The organism is Ferrovibrio sp. GW821-FHT12B10 (genome assembly GCF_058807515.1).
Map to the genome: position 1 here is coordinate 260,564 of NZ_JBXAQT010000001.1, position 25,841 is coordinate 286,404.

The 25,841-nt window shown below is 64.3% G+C and carries 24 protein-coding genes; 3 read left to right on the plus strand and 21 right to left on the minus strand.

What is annotated here, in order from left to right; genetic code table 11:
* Positions 1 to 5 precede the first annotated feature (5 nt).
* The 10 genes from AC1RRT_RS01475 to AC1RRT_RS01520 all read right to left on the minus strand — a co-directional run bounded on the left by AC1RRT_RS01475 (position 6) and on the right by AC1RRT_RS01520 (position 10,846).
* Positions 6 to 1,634: an ABC-F family ATP-binding cassette domain-containing protein gene (locus tag AC1RRT_RS01475; RefSeq protein ID WP_493011876.1), complete on the minus strand. Its 1,629-nt coding sequence runs from the start codon at positions 1,632 to 1,634 to the stop codon at positions 6 to 8.
* A gap of 34 nt (positions 1,635 to 1,668) precedes the next feature.
* Positions 1,669 to 3,228: a glutamine-hydrolyzing GMP synthase gene (guaA, locus tag AC1RRT_RS01480; protein ID WP_493011877.1), complete on the minus strand. Its 1,560-nt coding sequence runs from the start codon at positions 3,226 to 3,228 to the stop codon at positions 1,669 to 1,671.
* 51 nt (positions 3,229 to 3,279) lie between these two features.
* Positions 3,280 to 3,777 carry a tetratricopeptide repeat protein gene (locus tag AC1RRT_RS01485; protein ID WP_493011878.1) on the minus strand — a complete coding sequence of 166 codons (498 nt, stop codon included), beginning with the start codon at positions 3,775 to 3,777 and terminating at the stop codon, positions 3,280 to 3,282.
* A gap of 105 nt (positions 3,778 to 3,882) precedes the next feature.
* Positions 3,883 to 4,359 (minus strand): tetratricopeptide repeat protein, encoded by a 477-nt coding sequence (locus AC1RRT_RS01490; protein ID WP_493011879.1) that lies wholly within the window; start codon positions 4,357 to 4,359, stop codon positions 3,883 to 3,885.
* Positions 4,360 to 4,395: 36 nt separating this feature from the next.
* The gene (locus AC1RRT_RS01495; RefSeq protein WP_493011880.1) at positions 4,396 to 5,676 is read right to left on the minus strand and encodes an RsmB/NOP family class I SAM-dependent RNA methyltransferase; all 1,281 of its coding nucleotides are present in this window, start codon (positions 5,674 to 5,676) and stop codon (positions 4,396 to 4,398) included.
* Positions 5,677 to 5,683: 7 nt separating this feature from the next.
* Positions 5,684 to 7,147 (minus strand): IMP dehydrogenase, encoded by a 1,464-nt coding sequence (gene guaB, locus AC1RRT_RS01500; protein ID WP_493011881.1) that lies wholly within the window; start codon positions 7,145 to 7,147, stop codon positions 5,684 to 5,686.
* 12 nt (positions 7,148 to 7,159) lie between these two features.
* Positions 7,160 to 7,867 (minus strand): transglutaminase-like domain-containing protein, encoded by a 708-nt coding sequence (locus AC1RRT_RS01505; protein WP_493011882.1) that lies wholly within the window; start codon positions 7,865 to 7,867, stop codon positions 7,160 to 7,162.
* 104 nt (positions 7,868 to 7,971) lie between these two features.
* Positions 7,972 to 8,658: an RlmE family RNA methyltransferase gene (locus tag AC1RRT_RS01510; protein ID WP_493011883.1), complete on the minus strand. Its 687-nt coding sequence runs from the start codon at positions 8,656 to 8,658 to the stop codon at positions 7,972 to 7,974.
* Between the two features lie 2 nt (positions 8,659 to 8,660).
* The gene (locus AC1RRT_RS01515) at positions 8,661 to 9,677 is read right to left on the minus strand and encodes a Ppx/GppA phosphatase family protein (protein WP_493011884.1); all 1,017 of its coding nucleotides are present in this window, start codon (positions 9,675 to 9,677) and stop codon (positions 8,661 to 8,663) included.
* Between the two features lie 146 nt (positions 9,678 to 9,823).
* Positions 9,824 to 10,846, minus strand: coding sequence for a LysM peptidoglycan-binding domain-containing protein (locus AC1RRT_RS01520; protein WP_493011885.1), 1,023 nt, complete (start codon positions 10,844 to 10,846; stop codon positions 9,824 to 9,826).
* Positions 10,847 to 10,968: 122 nt separating this feature from the next.
* Between AC1RRT_RS01520 and AC1RRT_RS01525 the strand changes: the two genes are divergently transcribed.
* Entirely contained in the window at positions 10,969 to 11,661 is a 693-nt protein-coding gene (locus AC1RRT_RS01525) for a cytochrome b/b6 domain-containing protein (RefSeq protein WP_493011886.1), read from the plus strand.
* Between the two features lie 51 nt (positions 11,662 to 11,712).
* Here AC1RRT_RS01525 and AC1RRT_RS01530 read toward each other — a convergent pair whose 3' ends face one another.
* Entirely contained in the window at positions 11,713 to 12,159 is a 447-nt protein-coding gene (locus AC1RRT_RS01530) for a c-type cytochrome (protein ID WP_493011887.1), read from the minus strand.
* Positions 12,160 to 12,398: 239 nt separating this feature from the next.
* Here AC1RRT_RS01530 and AC1RRT_RS01535 point away from each other — a divergent pair, with 239 nt between their 5' ends.
* Complete coding sequence (locus AC1RRT_RS01535) at positions 12,399 to 12,980, plus strand: LOG family protein (RefSeq protein WP_493011888.1); 582 nt, start codon at positions 12,399 to 12,401, stop codon at positions 12,978 to 12,980.
* 173 nt (positions 12,981 to 13,153) lie between these two features.
* Complete coding sequence (locus AC1RRT_RS01540) at positions 13,154 to 14,365, plus strand: NADP-dependent isocitrate dehydrogenase (protein ID WP_493011889.1); 1,212 nt, start codon at positions 13,154 to 13,156, stop codon at positions 14,363 to 14,365.
* A gap of 25 nt (positions 14,366 to 14,390) precedes the next feature.
* On the opposite strand, the gene AC1RRT_RS01545 is transcribed toward AC1RRT_RS01540, so the two are convergent.
* From AC1RRT_RS01545 to flgB, 10 genes are all read right to left on the minus strand, one after another.
* On the minus strand, positions 14,391 to 15,578 hold the full coding sequence (locus AC1RRT_RS01545; RefSeq protein ID WP_493011890.1) for a cyclic nucleotide-gated ion channel: 1,188 nt from the start codon (positions 15,576 to 15,578) through the stop codon (positions 14,391 to 14,393).
* A 21-nt stretch (positions 15,579 to 15,599) separates the two neighbouring features.
* The gene (gene alaS, locus AC1RRT_RS01550) at positions 15,600 to 18,245 is read right to left on the minus strand and encodes an alanine--tRNA ligase (RefSeq protein WP_493011891.1); all 2,646 of its coding nucleotides are present in this window, start codon (positions 18,243 to 18,245) and stop codon (positions 15,600 to 15,602) included.
* A 498-nt stretch (positions 18,246 to 18,743) separates the two neighbouring features.
* Complete coding sequence (recA, locus tag AC1RRT_RS01555; protein ID WP_493011892.1) at positions 18,744 to 19,817, minus strand: recombinase RecA; 1,074 nt, start codon at positions 19,815 to 19,817, stop codon at positions 18,744 to 18,746.
* A gap of 174 nt (positions 19,818 to 19,991) precedes the next feature.
* Positions 19,992 to 22,334, minus strand: a complete 2,343-nt coding sequence (locus AC1RRT_RS01560) for a PAS domain-containing hybrid sensor histidine kinase/response regulator (RefSeq protein WP_493011893.1) — start codon at positions 22,332 to 22,334, stop codon at positions 19,992 to 19,994.
* A gap of 12 nt (positions 22,335 to 22,346) precedes the next feature.
* Positions 22,347 to 23,456: a flagellar biosynthesis protein FlhB gene (flhB, locus tag AC1RRT_RS01565; protein ID WP_493011894.1), complete on the minus strand. Its 1,110-nt coding sequence runs from the start codon at positions 23,454 to 23,456 to the stop codon at positions 22,347 to 22,349.
* A gap of 10 nt (positions 23,457 to 23,466) precedes the next feature.
* Positions 23,467 to 24,231, minus strand: coding sequence for a flagellar biosynthetic protein FliR (locus AC1RRT_RS01570; protein WP_493011895.1), 765 nt, complete (start codon positions 24,229 to 24,231; stop codon positions 23,467 to 23,469).
* Between the two features lie 10 nt (positions 24,232 to 24,241).
* Positions 24,242 to 24,508 carry a flagellar biosynthesis protein FliQ gene (gene fliQ, locus AC1RRT_RS01575; protein WP_493011896.1) on the minus strand — a complete coding sequence of 89 codons (267 nt, stop codon included), beginning with the start codon at positions 24,506 to 24,508 and terminating at the stop codon, positions 24,242 to 24,244.
* Between the two features lie 78 nt (positions 24,509 to 24,586).
* On the minus strand, positions 24,587 to 24,886 hold the full coding sequence (gene fliE / locus AC1RRT_RS01580; RefSeq protein WP_493011897.1) for a flagellar hook-basal body complex protein FliE: 300 nt from the start codon (positions 24,884 to 24,886) through the stop codon (positions 24,587 to 24,589).
* Positions 24,887 to 24,903: 17 nt separating this feature from the next.
* Positions 24,904 to 25,314, minus strand: a complete 411-nt coding sequence (gene flgC / locus AC1RRT_RS01585) for a flagellar basal body rod protein FlgC (RefSeq protein WP_493011898.1) — start codon at positions 25,312 to 25,314, stop codon at positions 24,904 to 24,906.
* 24 nt (positions 25,315 to 25,338) lie between these two features.
* Entirely contained in the window at positions 25,339 to 25,761 is a 423-nt protein-coding gene (gene flgB, locus AC1RRT_RS01590) for a flagellar basal body rod protein FlgB (protein WP_493011899.1), read from the minus strand.
* Positions 25,762 to 25,841: the final 80 nt, after the last annotated feature.

Genomic DNA, 25,841 nt, shown 5'->3' on the forward strand with positions numbered 1-25,841 from the left:
TCTTCCTAACCGCCCGGATGCAGTCCCGGCGCTTCCTGGCCCGTGCGCGTCACATATTCGGTATAGCCGCCGGTGAACTGATGCACGCCCTCGGGCGTCAGTTCCAGCACGCGGTTCGAAAGCGCCGCGAGGAAATGGCGGTCATGCGACACGAACAGCATCGTACCCTCGAAATCCGCCAAGGCGGCGACCAGCATTTCCTTGGTCGCCATGTCGAGATGGTTGGTCGGTTCGTCGAGCACCAGGAAGTTCGGCGGATCGTACAGCATCTTGGCCATGACCAGACGCGCCTTCTCGCCACCGGACAGCACGCGACAGGTCTTTTCTATATCGTCACCGGAGAATCCGAAGCAGCCGGCCAGCGTGCGCAGCGCCGGTTGTCCAGCCTGCGGGAATGACTTGTCCAGTGTTTCGAAAATCGTATCGTCGCCATCCAGCAGATCCATCGAGTGCTGGGCGAAATACCCCATCCGCACGCTGCTGCCGAGGCTCACCGTGCCCTGATCGGGTTTGGTGTCGCCGGCGATCAGCTTCAGCAACGTGGATTTGCCCGCGCCGTTGGCGCCGAGCACGCACCAGCGCTCCTTGCGACGCACCTGGAAATCGAGCCCGGCGTAGATCGGCTGGCTGCCGTAGCTCTTGTGAACGTCCTTGAAGCTTGCCACGTCTTCGCCCGAGCGCGGCGGGCTGCGGAATTCAAACTGCACCGCCTGGCGCCGCCGCGGCGGCTCAATCTTTTCGATCTTGTCCAGCTTTTTCACCCGGCTCTGCACCTGCGCGGCATGCGAGGCGCGCGCCTTGAAGCGCTCGATGAACTTGATCTCCTTGGCCAGCATGGCCTGCTGACGCTCGAACTGCGCCTGACGATGCTTCTCGTTCAGCGCGCGCTGCTGGTCGTAGAAATCGTAATTGCCTGAATAGGTCGTGAGCGAACCGCCGTCGATCTCGACGATCTTGCCGACGATGCGGTTCATGAACTCGCGATCATGCGAGGTCATCAGCAGCGCGCCATCATAATTCTTGAGGAAGGCTTCCAGCCAGATCAGGCTTTCGAGGTCGAGATGGTTGCTCGGCTCGTCCAGCAGCATGCCATCGGGCCGCATCAAAAGAATACGAGCGAGCGCCACGCGCATCTTCCAGCCGCCCGACAACAGGCCGACATCGCCGTCCATGCGCTCCTGGCTGAAGCTCAGGCCCGCCAGCACCTCGCGCGCCTTCGCCTCCAGCGCATAGCCATCCAGCTCCTGGAAGCGGGCCTGCACCTCGCCATAGCGCTCGATATTGGCTTCCATGTTGTCGGCCTGGTCCGGATCGACCATCGCTGCTTCGAGCTGGGCCATTTCGGCGGCCAGCGCGCTCACCGGCCCGACGCCATCCATCACCGCAGAGACAGCGCTCTGGCCGGACATTTCGCCGACATCCTGGTTGAAATAGCCGATCGTCATGCCGCTATCGATCGCCACCTGGCCATCGTCGGGCTTTTCCTCGCCGACGATCATGCGGAACAGGGTCGACTTGCCGGCGCCATTCGGCCCGACCAGCCCGGCCTTCTCCCCCTTCTGAAGGCTCATCGACGCATCGATGAACAGAATCTGGTGGCCGTGCTGCTTGCTGACGTTATCGAGGCGGATCATGAGGTCTGCACTAACTGAAGAATTCGAGAATACCTCACTCCCACTCGATCGTACCCGGCGGCTTGGAGGTGATGTCGTAGGTCACACGGTTGATGCCGCGCACCTCGTTGATGATGCGGGTCGCCACGCGGCCGAGGAAGTCATGCGGGAACGGGTAGTAATCCGCCGTCATGCCGTCGGTCGAGGTCACCGCGCGCAGCGCGCAGGCCTGATCGTAGGTGCGGCCATCGCCCATGACGCCGACGGTGCGCACCGGCAGCAGCACGGCGAAGGCCTGCCAGATCTGGTCATACAGGCCCGAGCGGCGGATTTCATCGAGATAGACCGCGTCCACCTCGCGCAGCAGGTCGAGCTTCTCCCTGGTGATGTCGCCCGGAATGCGGATGGCCAGGCCCGGCCCCGGGAAGGGATGACGGCCGACCAGGCTTTCCGGCAGGCCGAGCTCGCGGCCCAGCATGCGCACTTCGTCCTTGAACAGTTCGCGCAGCGGTTCGACCAGCTGCATGTTCATGCGCGCCGGCAGGCCGCCGACATTGTGATGCGACTTGATGGTGACGCTGGGGCCGCCCGAGAAGCTGATGCTTTCGATCACGTCCGGATACAGCGTGCCCTGGGCCAGGAACTGCGCGCCGCCGATCTTCTTGGCCTCGGCCTCGAAGACATCGATGAACAGGCCGCCGATGGTCTTGCGCTTGGTCTCCGGATCGCTGATGCCGGCCAGCTTGCCCAGGAACAGCTCCGAGGCATCGTTGTGGATCAGCGGGATGTTGTAATGGTCGCGGAACAGGCGGACGACTTCCTCGGCCTCGCCCTTGCGCAGCAGGCCATGGTCGACGAAGACGCAGGTCAGCTGGTCGCCGATGGCCTCGTGGATCAGCACGGCTGCAACCGAGCTGTCGACGCCGCCAGACAGGCCGCAGATCACCTTGCCCTTGCCCACCTGCTCGCGGATCCTGGCGATGGCTTCGTTGCGGAAGCCCTTCATGGTCCATTCGCCGCTGCAGCCGGCCACCTTGCGCACAAAGTTGTGCAGCAGCTTGGCGCCATCCAGCGTGTGCATCACTTCAGGGTGGAACTGCACGGCGTAGATCTTGCGCACGTCATCGGCAATCGCGGCATAGGGCGAGCCGTCGCTGACGCCGACGGGACGGAAGCCGGTCGGGATCTCGGTGATCTTGTCGCCATGGCTCATCCAGACCTGGTGCTTCTGCCCCTTGGCCCAGACGCCGTCGAACAGGTCGCAGTCATCCTTGATCTCGAGGAAGGCGCGGCCGAATTCACGATGATGGCCGGTCTCGACCTGGCCGCCGAGCTGCATGCAGATGGTCTGTTCGCCGTAGCAGATGCCGAAGATCGGCAGGCCGAGCTTGAAGGCGCCTTCGGGCGCGCGTGGCGAGAATTCCTCGGTGGTCGAAGCGGGGCCGCCGGAGAAGATGATGCCTTTCAGCGTGCCATGCTCGTTCACGAGGTCCAGGCACTTATCCGCCTTCTGGAACGGAACGATCTCGCAATAGACACCCGCCTCACGAACACGCCGGGCGATCAGCTGGGTCACCTGCGACCCGAAATCGATAATAAGAATGCGCTCCGCCATCGGCCTTACCGAACTCCTCTGCTTGTTGTGGTACCGGCTGGCGCGATTGCGTCAGCTCGGCTTGCCAGCCCTGTAGGCGGCGATCTTGGTTTTCAGTTCCGTCAACTCGGCGCAGCCGAAGGTGCACAGGCTGTCGAGGCGCTTGAGATGCTCCTCGGCCTTCTCCGGCTGGTTCACTTTCAGATAGGCCTCGCCGACATACTCATGCGCGCCGCGATGCTTGGGGTCGATCTCCAGCGCTTTCGCATAGGCGGCGAAGGCCTGGTCGTAATTGCCCTGATTGCGCTGTGCGTAGCCGAGCCAGTTGAAGGCATCGGCATTCTTGTCGTTCTTGATCACGACCTTCTGGAACAGCTCGACGGCGGCGCTCCAGTTCTTGGCGTCGATCGCCTTCTTGCCTTCGGCAAAGTCGGGATCGGCGGCCTTGGGCATGCCGGAGCCGGGATCGTTGTTGCCCATGGCAAAGCCTGCGGCGGCTGGCAGGGCCAGCAGCGCGGCAACAGAAAGAATGCGGAAAAGACGGGGGAAAATGCGACCCGGATTACCCATGGCGAAGCTCCTTGCTGGAGCGGCCAGTATATCCCGTCCGGGCCATTCGGGGCCACCCTCCCGTGAGGGTCAGGGCAGCCCCGTCAGGACAAGATGTGACGCCGGTCAGCTCGGCTTGGAGGCCTTGTACTCGGCGATCTTCTTCTTCAGCTCGGTGTACTCGCCGCAGCCGAAGGTGCACAGGCTGTCGAGACGCTTGAGGTGCTCTTCCGCCTTCTCGGGCTGGTTCACCTTCAGATAGGCCTCGCCGATATACTCGTGCGCACCGCGATGACGGGAGTCCACAGCCAGCGCCTTGCCGTAATAGGCGAAGGCCTGATCGTAGTTGCCCTGGTTGCGCGAAGCATAGCCGAGCCAGTTGTAGGCATCGGCATTCTTGTCGTCCTTGGCCACCACCATTTCGAACAGCGGAATGGCCTTGGCCCAATCCTTGGCATCGATCGCCTTGCGGCCCTCGGTGAAGTTCGGATCGACCGGCGCGGCCTTCGGCGGATCGCTGCCCGCAGCGACGGCCGGCAGGGTCGAGCCGGCGATCAGCAGCGCAGCGGCCAGAGACAGGGCAATGTTCATGAGACGAGACATAGGCAGGCTCCTCGTGGATGTGATGCCCCGGGCCAGTCATGCAGCCCTCTTCCGGAAGGCGGCGGCGAAGAAGCCGTCGGTACCGTGCCGGTAGGGGGTCAGACGCAACCGATCCCCGGAACATATACGCTGTTCGGTTATACCCGACGGCCATGCTTCGGCCAGAGGCAAAGCCGTAAACTCCACGTGATGCTTTACGAACCAGTCTGCCTGGTCGTCGTTTTCCGCGGGAAGGATGGAACAGGTCGCATAGACCAGCCGCCCCCCCGGCCGCACCAGTTTCGCGCCATCGGCCAGCAGCCCGCGCTGCCGGCGCAGCACCTCGTCCAGGCTGGCCGGATCGTAACGCCACCGCCCCTCCGGGTTACGGCGCCAGGTGCCGCTGCCCGAACAGGGCACATCCAGCAGCACGCGGTCCGCGCGGCCCTCATAGGTCTGCAACAGCTGCGGCAGCGCATTGGCGTCGTGCACGACAATGTTACGGGCCCCGGCGCGGTCCAGCCGCGGCGACAGGCGCTCCAGACGGCGCTGGTCGTTGTCGGCGGCATGCACTTCGCCCTGGTTCCGCATGCAGGCAGAGAGCAGCAGCGTCTTGCCGCCGGCGCCGGCGCAGAGATCGATCACTGTTTCGTCAGGGCGCGCATCGACCAGCAGGCCGGCCAGCTGGGCCGCCTCGTCCTGCGGCTCGATCAGGCCGTCGCGATATAAGGAATTCATGTCCAGCCGCACGCGCTCGGGGATGCGGATACCCAGCGGCGACAGCGGCGTTGCAGCAGCGGCGATGCCGTCGGCGCGCAATTGCTCCAGCACAACCTCGCGGTTGCCCTTCAGCAGATTGACGCGCAGATCGAGTGGCGCGCGGCCGTTCAGCGCCGCCAGCTCCATCTCGGTGTCAGCGCCGAAGGTCGCCTGCACCATATCGGCAATCGCCGCCGGCAGATTGGCGCGGGCCCAGAGCGGCGCGTCTTCATCGGACGGCAGTTTCGACAGCGCGGCGATCTCGGCCTCATCCAGCGGCGGCGGGCCATAGCCGCCGGCGGCGCAGAGTTCCTTCCAGACATGAAGGGGCGTCGCCGCATCGGCGAAGACCAGCAGGCGCGGCGTCAGCTCCGCCCCGGCCTGTTCGATGCGCCAGCGCCGCATGCCCTGCTCGCGCAGCACGGCATAGACGGTTTCCGAAACCGCGCGCCGATCCTTCGACCCGGCGAAACGGCTGCGCCGCTGCCAGTCGGTGACCACACGGTCGGCGGCAGCGGCGCGCTCCAGGATTTCGCTGATGATCTCGATGCTGGCGGCGAGCCGCGCCGCAGGTGTCATGTCAGCCTCAGCTCTCCTGCCGGTAATTCGGCGCTTCGCGGGTGATCGCCACGTCATGGACATGGCTTTCGCGCAGGCCGGCCGAGGTGATGCGGACGAAGCGGCAGTTGGTGCGCATGGCATCCAGGTTGCCGTTGCCGGTGTAGCCCATGGCGGCACGCAGTCCACCGACGAGCTGGTGCAGGATGGTGCCGGCCGGCCCCTTGTAGGCGACGCGGCCCTCGATGCCCTCGGGCACCAGCTTCAGCTTGTCGTTCACTTCCTGCTGGAAGTAGCGGTCGGCCGAGCCACGGCCCATGGCGCCGATCGAGCCCATGCCGCGATAGGACTTGTAGGAGCGGCCCTGGTAGAGAAAGACCTCGCCCGGCGCTTCGTCGGTGCCGGCCAGCAGCGAGCCGATCATGCAGGCACTGGCGCCGGCGGCAATCGCCTTGGCCACGTCGCCCGAGAACTTGATGCCGCCATCGGCGATGATCGGCACGCCGGACTTGGCGGCGACCGAGACCGCATCGGCCACAGCGGTGAGCTGCGGCACGCCGACGCCGGCGACGATGCGCGTGGTGCAGATCGAACCCGGGCCGATGCCGACCTTGACGGCATCCACGCCGGCATCGATCAGCGCCTTGGTGCCATCCACGGTGGCGACATTGCCGCCGATCACCTGGGTGCGGTTGGACACCTTCTTGATCGCCATGATGGTGTCGAGCACGCGGCTGGAATGGCCATGCGCGGTATCGACGATGATGACGTCGACGCCGGCATTCATCAGTTCCTGGGCGCGCTCCAGACCATCGGCGCCGGTGGAGACGGCGGCAGCGCAGCGCAGGCGGCCGTGGTCGTCCTTCACCGCGTTGGGATGCAGGCGGGCCTTTTCGATATCCTTCACTGTGATCAGGCCGACGCAGCGATAGTCCTCGTCGACCACCAGCAGCTTCTCGATGCGATGCTGGTGCAGCAGCTTCTTGGCCTCCCCGCTCGATACGCCCTCGCGCACCGTGATCAGCGGGCTCTTGGTCATCAGTTCATGCACCGGCTGGTTCATGTTGGTGGCGAAGCGCACGTCGCGGTTGGTCAGGATGCCGACAAGCTTGCCGCCATGGGTCTCGGTCACCGGAATGCCGTGAATGCCGTAGCGCTCCATCAGCGCCAGCGCATCGGCCAGTGTCTCGTTCGGGCGGATGGTCAGCGGATTGACCACCATGCCGCTCTCGAATTTCTTCACGGCGGCGACTTCGCGGGCCTGTTCCTCGATGGTCAGGTTCTTGTGGATCACGCCCATGCCGCCGGCCTGCGCCATGGCGATGGCCATCTTGCTTTCGGTGACGGTGTCCATCGCCGCCGACAGCAGCGGAATGCCCAGCTCGATGTCGCGGGTCAGGCGCGTGCGGGTGTCGACCTCGGTGGGCAGCACGCTGGACGCGGCCGGCTCCAGCAACACGTCATCGAAGGTATAGGCTTCACGGAACTGCATCGGGAGGGCTCCTTAACTCTGTTTTTTGATGTTCGCTTCGGCGTCGGCCTCGGCGGCGAAATCGCCACCGGACCGGTCCTCGCGCATCAGATCGGGGTAATGGGTCAGCATGGCGTCGCGCCATTCGGCAAACGGCATGTCGGCATAACTACCGCGTTCGGCCACATATTCCATATGGCGGCGGTTGTCGGCGTCGAAAGGATGGAAGACGGAATCGCTTTCGCCGTCGAATTCCAGCGGCAGCACGCGGAATTTCTCACAAAGCGCCAGGTTGAAGGCCGGCGTCGCCTTCACCCACTTACCGTCGAGAAACAGTTCGGTGTAGCCGTGGTAGTAGAAGACATCGGTGCCCATCTGGGCACGCAGGCGCTCGGTGGCCAGATGGTTCTTCACATCGGCCAGGCCCAGGCGGGACGGGATGCCCTCGGCGCGGGCGACGGCGGCCAGCAGGATCGCCTTGTTGACGCAGAAGCCATGGCCGCGCGCGATCACGGCAGAGGCCTGCAGGCCGTGCTGGCTGACTTCGACGCGGTAGGGATCGTAGATGAAGCGGTCACGCACCGCGTAATACAGCCGGATCGCCTTGGCCTTGAGGTCCGTCTCTTCCCCCACCGCTTCGCGCGCCAAGGCGCGCACGGCCGCATGATCGCTGTCGATGTAGGGGGTGGCGGCAAGGTATGCCGGGTCCACCGCGGGCTCGGACTGGTCCGGCGCGGTCATTAGCAAGGCGGCTCCTGACTGGGAGTGAAGTATCCTTGCCGCGGAGGATATAGACCCTCTTTGCGGTGGGGTCCAGCCTCCAAATCAGCAGGAATTCAGGGCAGTTAGCCGCGGAAACCGGTGGCGATGACGTAGGATTCAGCCGAATCCGCCCGGGAAGCCGGGGGTTTCACATGCCGCACGGTGCGGAAATCCCGCTTCATGGTGGCCAGCAGCTCGTTCTCGGTGCCGCCGCGCAGCACCTTGGCCAGGAAGGCGCCGCCGGGATTGAGCACCCGGATGGCGAAATCCAGCGCGATCTCGCACAGCGCCATGATGCGGATATGGTCGGTCTGGCGATGGCCGGTGGCCGGCGCCGCCATGTCGGACAGCACCAGATCGGCCTTGCCGCCCAGCGCCTCGATCACCCGCAGGTCGGCGCCCTCGGCCAGAAAATCCTGCAACAGCAGCGACGCGCCCGGGATCGGATCGACCGGATTGATGTCGACGCCCAGCACGAAGCCGCCACCCTTGCCCGGCGTCTTGTCCTGCGACTTCACCCGCTTGACGGCAACCTGCGTCCAGCCGCCGGGCGCAGCGCCCAGATCGACGACGCGCATGCCGGGCTTGAGCAGTTTGTACTTGTCGTCCAGCTCGATCAGCTTGAAGGCGGCGCGACTGCGCCAGCCGCCGGTCTTGGCGGCCGCGACATAGGGGTCGTTGAGTTGGCGCAGCAACCATTTCGCCTGACCGACACTGCGGCCACGCGCGGTTCTGACCTTGACCTTGGGGCCGGCTTTACGCGGCGGCATGACTATCTCCTGCGCCGCTGGCGCATCAGTTCGACCAGCACGCCCTCGCGCACGCCACGATCGGCGACGCGCAGGCGCGTGGTCGGCCAGAACTTGTACAGCGCTTCCAGAATGGCGCAACCCGCCACCACCAGATCGGCGCGTTCCTCGCCGATGCAGGGATAGAGGGCGCGCTCGGGCACGCTCTGCGAGGCCAGCAACCGCGACTGTTCGATAACCTTGGTGTAGTCGAGCCAGGTGCCATCGACTAGACGCCGCTCGTAACGCGGCAGGTTGAGCAGCAGGCCGGCCAGCGTGGTCACCGTGCCCGACGTGCCCAGCACCTGCACCTGATTGACCTCGAGCTGCTGCGACAGGCTGTGCTTGTCCTCGAACGGCTGCAGCGCCGTGGCCACCGTGTCGATCATCTGCTGGTAACTGCCGCTGGTGCTGTCGCCGGCACCGAAGCGTTCGGTCAGGTTGACCACGCCGAAAGGCAGCGAGATCCAGTCGATCACCTCGGTGCGGCCGCCGCTCAGCAAACGCGCCCACAGGATTTCGGTCGAACCGCCGCCGATATCGAAGACGATCGCCTGGCGATGCGGCGGCTCCAGCAAGGGCGCGCAGCCAGCCAGCGCCAGCCGCGCTTCTTCCTGGCTGGAGATGATGTCGAGCTTGATGCCGGTGGCGCTCTGCACCTCATGCAGGAACTCCACGCCATTTTCGGCGCGGCGGCAGGCCTCGGTCGCCACCGCACGGGCGAAGTCGACATTGCGGCGCGCCATTTTCTCGGAGCAAATTTTCAGCGCCTCGATGGTGCGCGCCATCGCTGCATCCGACAAACGACCTGTCAGGCTCAGGCCCTCGCCCAGCCGCACGATGCGCGAAAACGCCTCGATGACACGGAAGCCCTCGCGCATCGGACGCGCGATCAGCAACCGGCAATTGTTGGTACCGAGATCAATGGCGGCAAAGGTCGGCGGCGCGCCCCGAGCCGGGGCCGCACCGGGGGCACCCTGCCGTGCGACGGGGGTATCCATGGTCACGCAGCCGGGGTCCTGGACGCCCGTGTAGCGTTGAATGTGGTCAAACCGATCATACGACCAGTGTAGCGCGCCGGGAGCCTCCCGTTAAGGGATGGCCTGCCCGCCTTCTGGGCGGCCTCGCTCGCGTCCGTAGGCTCGCGTCAGTTGGTCTTCTGCGGAGCCTGGCGGCCTTCGCGCGGCAGGGCAAAGACCTGGCCCGGATAGATCATGTCCGGATCGACGATGCTGCCCTGGTTGGCGCGGTAGATTTCGGTATAGAGCGGCCCCTGCCCGTAGACCTGACGGGCGATGCGCCAGAGGCTGTTGCCCGGCTGCACGACCACGCTGCTGCCATCGGCATTGAGCTGGATATCCTCGGGCCGGGCGCGGCTGAACGGCAGCTCCAGACGCGAGGCGACCCTGCCGCCGGCCTGTTCGACCTGGTCGACGCGCAGCGAATAGATGCCGGGATCGACCTGCTTCTCGGGCTTCAGCAACCAGCGCCCCTTGTCGTCGGCGGTGGCGACGCCGATCGGCTCGTTGTTCAGATAGATCTGCACGGTCGACCCGACCTGGGCACGGCCCGACAGGATCAGGTTGCCGGCCTGGTCGTATTCGATGGCATCCAGCGACAGGCCTTTGCGCGCCGGATCAATGGCGCCGTCGGGACGCTGCAGCAGGCGGCTCGCGCCCTTGAGCGGCGTCAGCACGGCGATCGCCTGTTCGCCGCCCTCGCCCGGCTGGCATTCCGGCACCACGGCGACGACATTGGCCTCGGCCTTGATCGGCTCCTGGCCCTGCATCTGCGATTCAAGCGTGAATTCCTGATTGCCGCGTTCCAGCGGCAGGTCGGGCACCAGCACCCAGTCGCCGCGGCTGTCAGCGGTAACGCGGCCCAGCTCGCGCTGGCCGGTTTTCACGACGACGACCGAGCCGGCCATGGCGCGGCCGGCGAAAACGGAGGTGCAGTTGCGGCTGATGCGCACCACATCGAAGCTGGGCGGCGCCTTGGCCACACTGTCGGGCGATGGTGCCGTGGGGGCCGAGGGCACCGGCGGCGGCGCCGGGATGTTGGCCTGCGGGGTCATGCCGCGCTTGTTGGGATCGGCGCCGAAGAAAATCACCGCCAGGATGCCCAGGACAGCAATGCCGAGAAGGATGAAGAAGAACCGACTGCCCCGCACTCGAATATCCCGGCTGGCTATATTGTGAATGACGCGTGAGATTAAGTCCTCGTCAAAGGACCCGCAACTCCTCTAACTTACATAAGGTTTGCAAATCCTTACGGCCTCACGCGATAACACCCATGGCTACAGAAACGACCGCTCCCGCCTCCAGTTCACCCTCAAATAGCACGATCCGGGTCTGGGACCTGCCCACCCGGGTGTTCCACTGGAGCCTGGTTGCGCTGGTGATCGCCATGGTCTGGACCGGATGGCAGGGCAAACTGGAGCTGCACATGACGCTGGGCCAGATCGTGCTGGCTTTGGTGCTGTTCCGTCTGGTCTGGGGCTTCACCGGCAACCGCTATGCCCGGTTCGTCGACTTTGTCGCCGGCCCGATGGCCGGCCTGCGCTACCTGGGCACGCTGTTCGGCCGTCCCGGCCCGAAATACATCGGCCACAACCCGGTCGGTGGCTATGCCGTGCTGGCCATGCTGGCGCTGCTCGGCCTGCAGGCGGCGACCGGCCTGTTCACCAGCGACGACATCTTCAGCGAGGGTCCGCTCTATTCAAAAGTGGCCAGCAGCACCAGCGCCCTGCTCAGCACCATCCACCGCAAGGCGATCTGGCTGCTGCTGGCGGTGATCGCCGTGCATCTGCTGTCGACTGTCTTTTATCTGACCATCAAGAAAGAAAACCTGGTGACGCCCATGGTGACGGGCACCAAAGCGGCAGCACCCTCTGCCGACGCGCCCGGCGGCCATCCGCTGCTGGGCCTGGTGCTGTTCGGCGCTTGCCTCGCCATTGTCTTCGGCGGCATTGCCCTCTTGAAATAAAAAAGGCGCAGTCGGTGACTGCGCCTTTTCCTTAAGCCGGATCAGTCCGGATCAATCGTTGCGGAAGGCCTTGTGGCAGGTGCCGCAGGAGGCGCCCATCGCACCGAAGGCGGCCTTCACGGCATCCATGTTGCCGCTCTTGGCGGCCGTGGCCACGGCGGTCGCCTTGGCTTCGGTATCCTTCATGTAGCCTTCGAACTCGGCCCACTTCGCCCAGATCTCCGGCTTGGCCTTGGTGTCGCCCTTGTCGGAACCGGCCGGGAAATGCTGGAGCTGCCTGCCCGCCTGTGCGGCGATGGCTTCAGCCGGAGCAACGGCGGCCGCGGCCGGGCCGTTGTCATCCACCACCTTCTTGATGGCGCCCGCCGAAACACGGAAGACCTGGAAGCCGTCCTTGCGGGCCTTGATCGCGTCCGCCTGGGCGTAGGCGTAGCCACCAGCCGACACCACTGCGAGACCGAGCGCTGCCGCCAGGACCGCCTTATGCCACATTGCCATTTGTATTCCCCTCGTTTGAAACCCGTCTGCTGTCCGGGCACCTCCATCTATACCCGGTTCGCGGCCAAGGAACGACAACCCCTTAAACCCTCACGAAAAATTTAGGGCGGGTCCACCGCGACTGCTCACTATCCGGAAACCAGCCCGTAAACCGGGGCTTTTCCGCTGGCATCCGCTGGCGGAATGGGCTACCCATCCCCACCTTCAAAAGCCCCCTTTTCAGTGTTCCGGATTATTCCATGGCCATCCGCTCCGTCTGCGTTTACTGCGGCTCCAGCCTCGGCGAGAGCAATGTCTATACAGCCCAGGCCCAGATCCTCGGCCGCCGTCTGGCCGAGAATGGCATCCGTCTGGTTTATGGTGGCGGCCGTATCGGCCTGATGGGTGTGGTGGCCGATGCCGTGATGAAGGCTGGCGGCGAAGTGGTCGGCATCATCCCCAACCATCTGCATGACTGGGAGGTCGGGCATACCGGCCTGACCGAACTGCACGTGGTCGACAGCATGCACACCCGCAAGAAGATGATGGTCGAGATGTCGGATGCCTTCATCGCCCTGCCCGGCGGTCTCGGCACCCTGGACGAATTCTTCGAGGTCATCACCTGGCGGCAGCTCAAGCTGCATGACAAGCCGGTGCTGGTGCTGAACACCGAGGACTACTGGCATCCGCTGATGGCCCTGATCGAAACAGTGATCGAGCGCGGCTTCGCCCGCCGCACCGCCACCACGCTCTATACCGTGGTGGACGACGCCGAAGCCGTGATCACCGCCCTGCTGGCCGAGCCCGAACCCGAACACGCGACCCGGACCAGCAAGATCTGAGCCTGGCCCGGGCAGACCTTAACCGGCTGGCCGGATTTGACCTTTTCTCGCCCCGCCTAGAGTTTAAATCCACCCGGCACCGCGCCCCCTGAGCCTTTGCCGGGCCGGCGGGCTTTGCTAGGGTCCGGGCCATCGCACAAATTCCCTAACCGTGACTGTGGAGGAGCCCTTTTATGGCCAAGATCAAGGTCAAGAATCCGGTCGTCGAACTCGACGGCGACGAGATGACCCGCATCATCTGGAAGTTCATCAAGGAAAAGCTGATCCTGCCCTACCTGGATGTGGACCTGCTCTACTACGATCTCGGCGTCGAATACCGCGACCAGACCAATGACCAGGTCACCATCGACAGCGCCCATGCGATCCTGAAGCACGGCGTCGGCGTCAAGTGCGCCACCATCACGCCGGACGAGCAGCGCGTGACCGAGTTCAAGCTGAAGGAAATGTGGAAGTCGCCCAACGGCACCATCCGCAACATCCTCGGCGGCACGATCTTCCGCGAGCCGATCATCTGCAAGAACGTGCCGCGCCTGGTGCCGCATTGGAACGATCCGATCGTCGTCGGCCGTCATGCCTTCGGCGACCAGTATCGCGCCACCGACTTCCGCTTCCCCGGCAAGGGTAAGCTGACGGTCAAGTTCGTCGGCGAGGACGGCACCGTGATCGAGAAGGACGTGTTCAACGCCCCCAGCTCGGGCGTGGCCATGGCCATGTACAACCTGGATGACTCGATCCGCGACTTCGCCCGCGCCAGCATGAACTACTCGCTGGTCCGCGGCTGGCCGTTGTACCTGTCGACCAAGAACACGATCCTCAAGGCCTATGACGGCCGCTTCAAGGACCTGTTCGAAGAGATCTACGAGAAAGAGTTCGCTGCCAAGTTCAAGGCTGCCGGCATCACCTACGAACACCGCCTGATCGACGACATGGTGGCCTGCGCCATCAAGTGGTCGGGCAAGTTCGTCTGGGCCTGCAAGAACTACGACGGCGACGTGCAGTCCGACGTGGTGGCACAGGGCTTCGGCTCGCTGGGTCTGATGACCTCGGTGCTGATGACCCCGGATGGCAAGGTGGTGGAAGCCGAAGCCGCCCACGGCACGGTGACGCGCCACTATCGCGAGCACCAGGCCGGTCGCGAGACCTCGACCAACCCGATCGCCTCGATCTTCGCCTGGACGCGCGGCCTGATGCATCGCGCCAAGCTGGACAACAACGCCGACCTGGACAAGTTCGCCCATACGCTGGAGAAGGTTTGCGTCTCCACCGTGGAAGCCGGCTTCATGACCAAGGACCTGGCGATGCTGGTGTCGAAGGATCAGCCCTGGCTGACCACCCAGAAGTTCCTGGACAAGATCGACGAGAACCTGAAGAAGGCGCTGGCTTAAGCCGCGTCTTTTTCCAGACTGCCGGTCAGACGGCGGAGGGGTCACTCCCCTCCGCCGTTTTTCTTTGCTCCAGCCGCTCGCTGGCGATCTGGTCGATATGCTGCTTGATGGTCGGGTGGATATGCAGCAGCCGCTGGAAATCCGTCACCTCGAGCGCCAGCAGGCGGCAGTCGGTGATCGCGCTGACCGTCGCGGTGCGGTCGGTGCGTCGCATCAGGGCGATCTCGCCGAAATGCTGCCCCGGCCCGAGTATCACCGGGCGCGGCAGGATTTCGACTTCCACCTCGCCCGACATGATGAAGAACATGGCCTCGGCGCGCTCGCCCTTGCGGACGATGGCGGTGCCAGAGGGCACCACCTGTGCTTTCAGCAGGCCGGCGATTTCGGCGATTGAACTGGCATCGAGCTGCCTGAACAGCGGCAGGGCGGCGACCGCCCGCCAGGTCACCATGAATTCGCGACGCTTGATCTCTTCGGCAAAGCCCGATGCGAGCAGACCGGCCGGGATCGCAATGGTTCCGATGCCGATGAGAATGACGACGCCATTGAACAGCTTGCCCAACGGTGTGATCGGGATCATGTCGCCATAGCCGACCGAGCCCACGGTGACGATACCCCACCACAGCGCACGCGGGATCGATCCGAAGATTTCCGGCTGCGCCTCGTGTTCCAGCACATACATGATGCAGGACGACACCACCAGCAGAACGCCAGCGGCGCCCAGGGCCGCCGTCAGGCCGCGCGCTTCCCGCCTGAGCACGGCCGCCACCAGCGCAAGGCCGGGCGTATAGCGCGCCAGCTTGAACAGCGTGAACATCTCGGTGGCCAGGAACAGGTCGCGCGGGAAAGGCACGACGAGATTGACCCAGAAAGGCAGAATCACCAGAAGGTCGATGACGCCGAGGAAGGACCCCATATAGCGGCGCCGCATCGCGGCAGGCCCGACACGGCCGCCATGCGCATAATCCGGTGCGATCCAGATGCGCAGCAGATATTCCAGGGTGAACAGAACGTCCGTGGCCTCGCGCAGCCGGTCGAGCCAGAAGATGCTGTGGTCATCCAGGCCCGGCATGGTGACCAGCATGATGGCCACCGCACAGGCGGCGATACTCAGGATGGTCAGCGTGGACACCAGCCGGTGCCCGACACCGACATCCCGCCTGTCATCGGCCAGAAGGTCGAAGCAGCGCCGGCGCAGGGTCCGTGCCATCATCGCGCCAGCTGCCGGTCTATGTCACGCCGCCTTGCCGATTTCGGCCGCGATGGCATCGAGCGCCTTCTCGGCGCCGGTGGCATCGGCGCCACCGCCCTGCGCGAAATCGGGACGGCCGCCGCCGCCCTGACCACCGATCAGCGGCGTGGCGATCTTGACCAGATCGGCGGCGTTGATCTTGCCCGTGAGATCGGCACTGACGCCGACCACGACCGAGACCTTGCCGTCAGCCACTGAGGTGAGCGCGACGACGCCGGAGCCGATTTCCTTCTTCATGGCATCGACCATGCCGCGCAGGTCCTTGGCCGGCACGCCATCGAGCGAGCGGGCCGCGAATTTCACGCCATTGAGATCCTTCACCTGCGGGCCACCGCTGCCGCCGCCGGTGGCGAGCTGCTTGCGCAGCTCGGAGAGTTCGCGTTCCAACTTGCGCTTCTCATCCAGCAGCGCGGTGAGGCGCTGCGGCACTTCCTTGGGCTGTGCCTTCAGCGCATCGGCCGCCGCGCGCAAGGTGTCTTCCTGCTCGGCGAAGTAGCTGCGCGCGGCCTCGCCGGTCAACGCCTCGATACGGCGCACGCCGGCCGCCACCGCGCCCTCGTTGATGATCTTGAACAGGCCGATATCGCCGGTGCGCTTCACATGCGTGCCGCCGCAGAGTTCGGTCGAGTAATCCTTGCCGTCGTCGAGCTTGCCCATCGAGAGCACGCGCACTTCGTCGCCGTACTTCTCGCCGAACAGCGCCATGGCGCCGGCGGCAATCGCCTCGTCGGGCGTCATCAGGCGCGTGGTGACGGCGTCATTCTGGCGGATCATGCTGTTGACCTCGGCCTCGACGGTCGAGACTTCCTCGGCGCTCAGCGACTTGGGATGGCTGATGTCGAAGCGGAAGCGGTCCGGCGCGACCAGCGAACCCTTCTGGGTGACATGGTCGCCCAGCTTGCGGCGCAGCGCCGCATGCAGCAGATGGGTGGCCGAATGGTTCGACGCGATCGCCGAACGGCGCGTCGCATCGACGGTGAGGATCGCCATGTCTTCCAGCTTCAGTGTGCCCTCGACCACCTTGCCCAGATGGGCATGCAGCGCGCCCAGCTTCTTCTGGGTGTCGGCAATCTCGACCTTGGCGCCGCCGGCCGTGGTGATCACGCCGGCATCACCCTGCTGGCCGCCGGACTCACCGTAAAACGGCGTCTGGTTCAGCACGATGGCGACATCGGTGCCGGCCTTGGCTTCATCCACCGGCTGGCCATTGACGACGATGGCGTCGATGCGGCCTTCGGCGGACTGGGTGTCATAGCCGAGGAATTCGGTGGCGCCCTTGTCTTCCTTGATCTCGAACCAGACCTTCTCGGTCGCGGCCTCACCCGAGCCGGCCCAGGCCTTGCGGGCCTCGGCCTTCTGCGCGGCCATGGCGGACTGGAAGCCATCGAGATTGACGTTGATGCCGCGCGGACGCAGCGCATCCTGCGTCAGGTCGAGCGGGAAACCGTAAGTGTCGTAGAGCTTGAAGGCCACTTCGCCCGCCAGCATGTCGCCCTTCGACAGGCCCGCGGTGGCTTCATCAAGCAGCTTGAGGCCGCGATCCAGCGTCTGCTTGAAGCGGGTCTCCTCCAGCTTCAGCGTCTCGGCGATCAGCGCCTCGGCGCGGCCGAGTTCGGGATAGGCGCGGCCCATCTCGCCCACCAGCGCCGGCACCAGCTGGTGCATCAGCGGTTCCTTGCAGCCCATCAGCTGGGCATGGCGCATGGCGCGGCGCATGATGCGACGCAGCACATAGCCACGGCCCTCGTTCGACGGCAGCACGCCATCGGCAATCAGGAAGCAGGAGGATCGCAGGTGATCGGCGACCACGCGGTGGCTGATCTTGTGCTCGCCATCCGCATCGGTATGCGAGGCATCGGCCGAGGCCTCGATCAGCGCCCGCATCAGGTCGATGTCGTAATTGTCGTGCTTGCCCTGCATCACGGCGGTGATGCGCTCCAGGCCCATGCCGGTGTCGATGGACGGCTTGGGCAGCGAGATGCGCTGCTCCTTCGTCACCTGCTCGAATTGCATGAAGACGAGATTCCAGATCTCGATATAGCGGTCGCCATCGGCTTCCGGGCTGCCCGGCGGGCCGCCCCAGACCTTGTCGCCGTGGTCGTAGAAGATTTCCGAGCAGGGGCCGCAGGGGCCGGTATCGCCCATCGCCCAGAAGTTATCCGACGTGGCGATGCGCACGATGCGGCTCTCGGGCACGCCGATCTTTTTCCAGATGTTAAAGGCCTGGTCGTCGTCGTGATAGACGGTGACCCAGAGCTTCTCCTTGGGCAGGCCGTATTCCCCGGTGATCAGGTTCCAGGCCAGCGGGATCGCATCGTCCTTGAAGTAATCGCCGAACGAGAAGTTGCCGAGCATCTCGAAGAAGGTGTGGTGCCGGGCGGTGTAGCCGACATTGTCGAGATCATTGTGCTTGCCGCCGGCGCGCACGCATTTCTGCGAGGTGGTGGCGCGGGTATAGGGGCGCTTTTCCTGGCCGGTGAAGACATTCTTGAACTGCACCATGCCGGCGTTGGTGAACATCAGCGTCGGGTCGTTGCGCGGTACCAGCGGCGAGGAGTCGACCACGCTGTGCCCGTTCTTGGCAAAGTAGTCGAGGAAGCCCTGGCGGACGTCGCTGGCGGAACTCATGGTCTTCGCACCCCTGGTCGCGGCGCTCCGGCTGGCCCGGGTCGCCATAATTCTGGTCGTCGGATTGTCATGAGCCGGACCGGGCCCGGCAAGAGACCTGTCTTAACGTCCCGCCCTGCCCCTGTCCAGCCAAGGGACAATCCGGTTAAGTCACTGACCGGATAGGGAATTGGCCGGCTCCACTGGCGGTTTTGCCCCGCGCTCTTATCCGGCCTTACCGGAGGCTTATCCGCCGTTATTCGACCCTTATCCGTCCTTATTCGATGCTTATACGCGCTTATTCGAGGCTTATCCGTCCTTAGCGCAACACTAAGCCATTGATCTGACAGACTTTAGCCTAAGCGGAATGTAGGGCGCGGCGCGCCCTGTTCAAGCTGGGTGGCGTTCGCCCCGCGGACAAAAAAGAAACCCCGGCAGCGAGGTCCGCTGCCGGGGCTTTTCCCATGGAGGAGATTGACTCAGGCGCCGTGGTTTACCGGCGTTGAGCGGGGGAAAATCTTATTCTGCGTCTTCGGTCTCCGCGGCATCGGCGCCGGCGTCGATGGCGGCGGCCACGATCCCGGTATTGGCCTTGATCGCGGCTTCAATGCGGTTGGCGACCTCGGGGTTGTCCTTGAGGAACTGGCGGGCGGCCTCGCGGCCCTGGCCGATGCGCTGGCTGTCGAAGGAGAGCCAGGAGCCCGACTTCTCCACCACATTGGCCTTCACGCCGAGATCGATCAGCTCGCCGGTCTTGGAGACGCCCTCGCCATACATGATGTCGAAGTCGACCACCTTGAACGGGGGGGCCACCTTGTTCTTCACCACCTTCACGCGGGTCTGGTTGCCCACGACCTCGTCGCGCACCTTGATCGCGCCGATGCGGCGGATATCCAGGCGGACGGAGGCGTAGAACTTCAGCGCATTGCCGCCGGTGGTGGTTTCCGGGCTGCCGAACATCACGCCGATCTTCATGCGGATCTGGTTGATGAAGATGACCATGCAATTCGACTTGGAGATCGAGGCGGTCAGCTTGCGCAGCGCCTGGCTCATCAGACGGGCCTGCAGGCCGACATGGGTGTCGCCCATCTCGCCTTCCAGTTCAGCCTGCGGCACCAGGGCGGCGACCGAGTCGATGACCAGCACGTCGATGGCACCCGAACGCACCAGCGTGTCGGCGATTTCCAGCGCCTGCTCACCGGTATCGGGCTGCGAGATCAGCAGCTCCTCGATATTCACGCCGAGCTTGCGGGCATAGGATGGGTCGAGCGCGTGTTCGGCGTCGACGAAGGCGCAGGTGCCGCCCTTCTTCTGGGCTTCGGCCACGACATGGAGCGCGATGGTGGTCTTGCCCGAGCTTTCCGGACCGTAGACCTCGATGATGCGGCCCTTGGGCAGGCCGCCGATGCCAAGCGCGATATCCAGGCCGAGTGAACCGGTGGAGATCGATTCGACCTCCATGCTCTGGCGCTGGCCGAGCTTCATCACCGAGCCCTTGCCGAAATTGCGCTCGATCTGCGAGAGCGCAGCTTCCAGAGCCTTACCCTTATCCATGTTCTCTTTTTCCACGACGCGAAGTGAGGGGGACGACATTCGGGGGCATCCTTTCATGGGGGGTGGTGAATTGCAATTATACGCCTTCTTGACCCCATATGTTCTCATATCGTTGCCGTTGTCCAGCAAAAAATGCTGTGCCCTGTATCCCCATGATATTGCTGGTCTATTCTACTGATGTTCTAGTGAGAGCGCCGCGATGTTCGCAGGCGTTCAATCGGCGGCGCGAGTCCCGAGGGGAACGGCCGTATCCATCACTTCCTTCACCTTTCCGGCCAGCTGGCTGAGCGAAAACGGCTTGGGGAGGAAGTTCACATGGGGCGATTTCGCCAAATTCGAGCGTAAACTGTCTTCGGCATAACCGGAGATAAACAGGATCTTGAGCTGAGGCCGACGGCTGCGGAGCTGCGCGGCCAGGGTCGGGCCATCCAGATTCGGCATCACCACATCCGAGATCAGCAGCTCGACGCGATCGAGCTGTTCCGCCGGCAAGGCCAGCGCCTGGTCGCCAGAAGCCGCCTCGATGACGGTATAGCCCTTGTTGCGCAGCGCCCGGGCGGCGAAGGCGCGCACGGCATCCTCGTCCTCCACCAGCAGCACCAACCCCTGGCCTGTCAGGTCGCGTGTATCGACACGGCCTTCCTCGCCGCGGCTGGCGCTGATCTCATCGCCGGTGGCGCGATGGCGCGGCAGATAGAGACGGAAACAGGCACCCTCGCCCGGCGTGCTCTCGACATGAATGAAGCCGCCAGTCTGCTTGATGATGCCGTAGACGGTGGAAAGGCCGAGACCGGTGCCGGCGCCGACCGCCTTGGTGGTGAAGAAGGGATCGAAAATCTTCGCCATATGCTCGGGCGCGATGCCATGGCCGCTGTCGGTCACCTCGATCAGCACGTAATCGCCGGGCGGAATGGTTTCGGTGCCAAGCTGGGTCGCCGTCTCCACCTGATGGTTCAGCGTGCGCACGCGCAGCTCGCCACCTTCGGTCATGGCGTCGCGGGCGTTCACGGCCAGATTGATGATCACCTGCTCGAGCTGACCCTGGTCGACCTTGACCAGGCCGAGATCGCGGCCATGCACCAGCTTCAGCGTGATGGTTTCGCCGATCAGACGGCCGATCAGGTTGCGCAGGTCGGCCAGCACATCCGTCACGTCAAGAATCTTGGGCACCAGAGTCTGCTGGCGCGAGAAGGCCAGGAGCTGGCGCACCAGATTGGCGGCGCGGCTGGCATTCTGCTTGATCTGCATCACGTCGGCAAAGGACTGGTCGCCCGGCTGGTGCCGCTGCAGCAGCAGGTCGCAGAAGCCGATCATGGCGGTGAGCAGGTTGTTGAAGTCATGCGCGATGCCGCCAGCGAGCTGGCCCACCGCCTGCATCTTCTGACTCTGGTGGAACTGGGTCTGCAGGCTGCGCTGCTCGGTCGTGTCGACCAGATAGACCAGCTGCGCCGACTGGCCGTCCTCGCGCTCGGCCGACGAGGCGGCAAAAACCTCGACGACACGTTCGCGCGGGCCGGCCAGGCGCACTTCCAGCGGACGCCCGAAAATCTCGCCCCGCCGCAACGCCATCAGATGCCGGGTCAGCACCAGCGCGTCTTCCTCGCGCACCAGCGCCGCCAGACGCTGGCCCAGCCAGTCGTCGCGACCGCAAAGCATGGCGAAAGCCGAATTGGCTTCGCGGATGGTGCCGGCACCATCCAGCACCAGGATGCCGATCGGCGCCTGATCGAAGAAACGCCGGAACTCGGCCTCGACCGGACGCAGCGTGCCGCGCTGGCGCAGCTCCAGACCCAGATCGTGCACCACGGCGCTGTAGCGCAGCGGAATGCCGTCGGTATCGGCGATGCCGCTCTGGCTGACGCTGACCAGCCGGAAACCGCCCGCGCCCGCCGTCGCCGCGCTCTCGCCGCCGATATTGTCGAGCGGCTTCAGCTTGGCCTCGCCGCCGAGCCAATCCGGCGTCATCGTCTCGTTCTCGCGGCCCTCGCCGTGATACAGCACATCCGACAATAGCAGGTCGCTGCCAACCAGCTGCTCGGGCAGCACGCCGAGCCAGGCGGCGAATGTGCGGTTGGCGAAAAGGAAGCGGCCATCGGGCGCGGCGGAATAAAGCCCGACCGGCGCATTGTCGATGAAGGCTGCCAGCTCGTCGCGCTGCTGCCGCACGGCCACCAAAGCGGCGGCGGAATCCGCCACCTCCTGGATATCCCAGATCACCCAGTTGCGCCGGCCCGGCGCCTGCATGGCGGTGACGCGCAGCGACAGCAGGCCATCGCCGACATGAATCTGGAAGTCCTCCTGCACCGCGCGGCCCAACGGCAGCAACGTGCGCAGCCGCGCGATGGTTTCGGCATTGCCGATCTCCGCGCCCAGCAACAGGTCGGGCGTGGTGCCGCCATCCTGCTGCAGCCGTGCCGCCAGCACGCGATAGGCGGTGTTGGCGGCCAGCAGGTCGTGGCCGCGCGTGATCACGCGCGCGAAGGGGCTCGCCTCGGCCAGCAGCCAGGCGGCGCGGCGGCGCGGAGTGTCGATCAATGAGGCAAAAGAGAGTGCCATCCTATTGGGCCATCACTCGGTCGTCTCGACTGTCACGACCTTGGGCTCGTACTTGGTGTCGATCCCTTCTTTCAGGCGCATGACGTAGGAGATGACCTCCGCCACCGCACGGAAATGCTCGACGGGGATCGAATGGTCCAGCTCGGTCTTGAACAGGGCGCGCGCCAGCGGCGGGTTCTCGACGATCGGCACCTTGTTCTCGGTGGCGATCTCGCGGATGCGCTTGGCGATCAGGTCGGCGCCCTTGGCCACCACCATCGGCGCCTCGGTGGTCTCGGGGTCGTATTTCAGCGCCACCGCATAATGGGTCGGGTTGGTGACCACGACGCTGGCCTCGGGCACGGCGGCCATCATGCGGCCGCGCACGCGCTGCATGCGCAACTGGCGCAGCTTGGCCTTGATCAGCGGATCGCCTTCGCTTTCCTTATGCTCTTCCTTCACCTCCTGCTTGGTCATGCGCATCTGCTTCATGAAGGAGTATTTCTGGTAGAGGTAGTCGGCGATGGCGATGATGAACATGATGCCGAGCAGCGCGCCGATCAGCTTGCTGACGATCTTCAGGCAGAACGGCAGGAGGACGGACAGGTCGAGATCGATCAGCGTCTCAAGCTCGTCCAGCTCGGGCGCCAGAATGGCGAACAGGATCGCGCCGATCACCAGGATCTTGGTCAGGTTCTTGACGAACTCGACCAGCGAATTCACCGAGATCAGCCGCTTCAGGCCGGCCAGCGGCGACAGCTTGGCGATATCGGGCTTGAGCTTGTCGAAGGTGATCTCGATCGGATTCTGGATCGCACTGGCCGCAACGCTGGCGATGGCGAACAGCCCGAGGATGGGCAGCATCATGCCGCTGATGGTCAGCATCAGGTCGAGCGACATGTTGGTGAGATGGCTGGCATCCATCTGGATCAGGTGCGGACGCTCGAGGAACACGATGACAGCATCGCGCACGCCCCGCACCAGACCGTCAGCCATCATCCACAGGATGATGCTGGCCGCCATGAAGGAGAACCAATAGCCGATTTCCTGCGACTTCGCGACATTGCCCTGCTGGGCGGCTTCGCTCAGTCGTTTCCCGGAAGGGTCTTCGGTTTTGGATTCTGGGTCAGCGTCTTCAGACATGCCCTTCCTCCTAGCGCGGCACGATGAATTGCGACATGTACTCTTCGAAGTGCGCGGTGAACGACAGGCCGATGGCGGTCAGCGACAGGCCGAGCACCACCAGAGACATGGCAATCTGCGGCGACTGCATGATGGCGAAAATCTGCAGGGCCGGCATCAGGCGGTTCAGCAGGCCGAGCGCCACGTTGAAGATGATGCCGTAGACGATGAAAGGCGCCGACAGCTTGATGCCCAGCGCGAAGCCGTTATCGACCATGCGGGTGGCGACATCGGCGAAATCGCCGAACGCCGGCGCCTTCATCGGCGGGAACAGCGTGTAGCTGTCATAGGCCGCCTGCAGGCACAGCAAATGCATGTCGGTGGAGAAGACCAGCGCCACGCCGAAGAACACCAGCATACTGGACACCAGCACGTTCTGGGCGCCCTGGGTCGGATCGAAGAAGGTGGCCGCCGACAGGCCGGCCTGCATGGCGATCACCGTGCCGGCGACATGCAAGGCCGACATCGCCATGCGGGCGAGCAGGCCGAAGGCCAGGCCGAAGCCGACCTCGGTGATGATGAGGAAGGCAAGCTGGAACGGCTGCGCCGGCATCGGCGGCAGGGTCGGCCCCAGGATCGGCGACGAGATCGCCGCCATCAGCAGGGCGATGCTGAGCCGCGCCCGGCCCGGAATGGAGGTCTCGCCGATGCCGGGCATCAGCATCAGGGCCGTGCCGAGCCGGCTGAAGAGCAACAGGAAGACGTAGACATTGCCGGCGACGATGTCCTGCAGCATGCCGCGGCCCCTAGTTGAGGCCGGCGATGCGCTGCGCCAACTGTTCCATGAAGGTGATCAGCGAGCCGATCATGAAGGGCATGGAGATGATCAACGTGCCAAAGATCGCGAGAATCTTCGGCACGAAGGTCAGGGTCGGCTCCTGCAACTGCGTCACGGTCTGGATCAGCGAGATCACGGTGCCGATCACCAGACTGACGAGCAAGGCCGGCCCGGATACCTTGAGCAGCACCCAGATGGCTTCACGCATGATGTCAGTAACTTCGACGGGCGTCATCGATTCGGTCTCCGCCGCCGATAATACCGAATTGTCCGCAAAGGCCCAGCTATCTGGCAGAAAACTGCCAGCCGGACCTCAGATCGGCATGCGAATGATTTCCTGGTAGGCGGAGATCACCTTGTCACGCACGGACACGACGGTATCCAGGGCCATTTCGGCATTCGACACGGCCGTCACCACATCGGTGATGTCGGCCTTGCCGGCCACCGCCTTGGCGGAGGTCATTTCCGCCGTCTTCTGCGCGTCGAGCGTGCCCTGCAGGGCTTCGCCCAGCATCTCGCCGAAGCCGCCGGCCGACTTGACCTTGCTGGCATCGCCCGCGCCCAGCATCGAGCCGATGCCCGGAAGACTGCCGCCGATTTTCAGATCAACCATGGCTCAATCCTCCGACTTTAATTCCGCAGCAGGTCGATGGTCCGGTTCAGCATCTGCTTCGCCGAGTCGACTGCATTCAGGTTGGCTTCATAGGTCCGCTGCGCCTCGCGCATGTCGGCCATTTCAATCACCGACTTCACGTTCGGCATCTTCACATAACCGTCAGCGTTGGCTGACGGATGGCCCGGATCGTATTTCAGCTCGAAATCCGAACGGTCCTGCTGCGGCTTCTGCGCCTTGACCATGTTGGCGCCCAGCGCGCGATCGAGCTCGGACTTGAAGTTGATGGTCTTGCGGCGATAGGGATCGGCGCCGGGCGTCTTGCCCATCGAATCCGCATTCGCCAGGTTTTCCGCAATGGTCTTCAGACGCTCGCCCTGGGCCTTCATGCCCGAGGCGGAAATCTTCATCGAGTTCTTGAGATCCATGCGTCGTCTCGCTCTTCTAATGCGTCACTGGCCGCCGGCGCGGCCCAGGGCCTTGCGCAGCATGCCGATCTGCTTGCGATACAGGTTGGACATCAGATTGTGGTCAGCCTGGGTTTCGGCGACGCTCATCATCTGCTGTTCCAGGTTCACCGCATTGCCGTTCGGCGCCGTTTCATAATTGCCCTCGGCCCGCGCGATCTTCCACTGGTCGCCGCCCCGGCCCTGCAGGCCGCGAAAATGGCCGGGCTGGGTCGCGGCGGCAGCCACGCCGCTGCTGAGCTGGCTGTTGCGCACCAGTTCGTTGAAGCTGACCTGCTTCAGGTCCTTGGGCTTGTAATTCGGCGTATCGGCATTGGCGACATTCTCGGCCAGCACGCGCTGGCGCTCGCCCAGCCATCCCATGCGCCGGGTAATCGCTTTCATGAGGCCGATGTCTTCGAGACTCATACGGGTAAAACCCTCGCCGGCGGACAGGTGTTCCGCGGGTCCAAAAAAGTGCCTTTGCCAGTGGGTCGCAGGGTGATCCT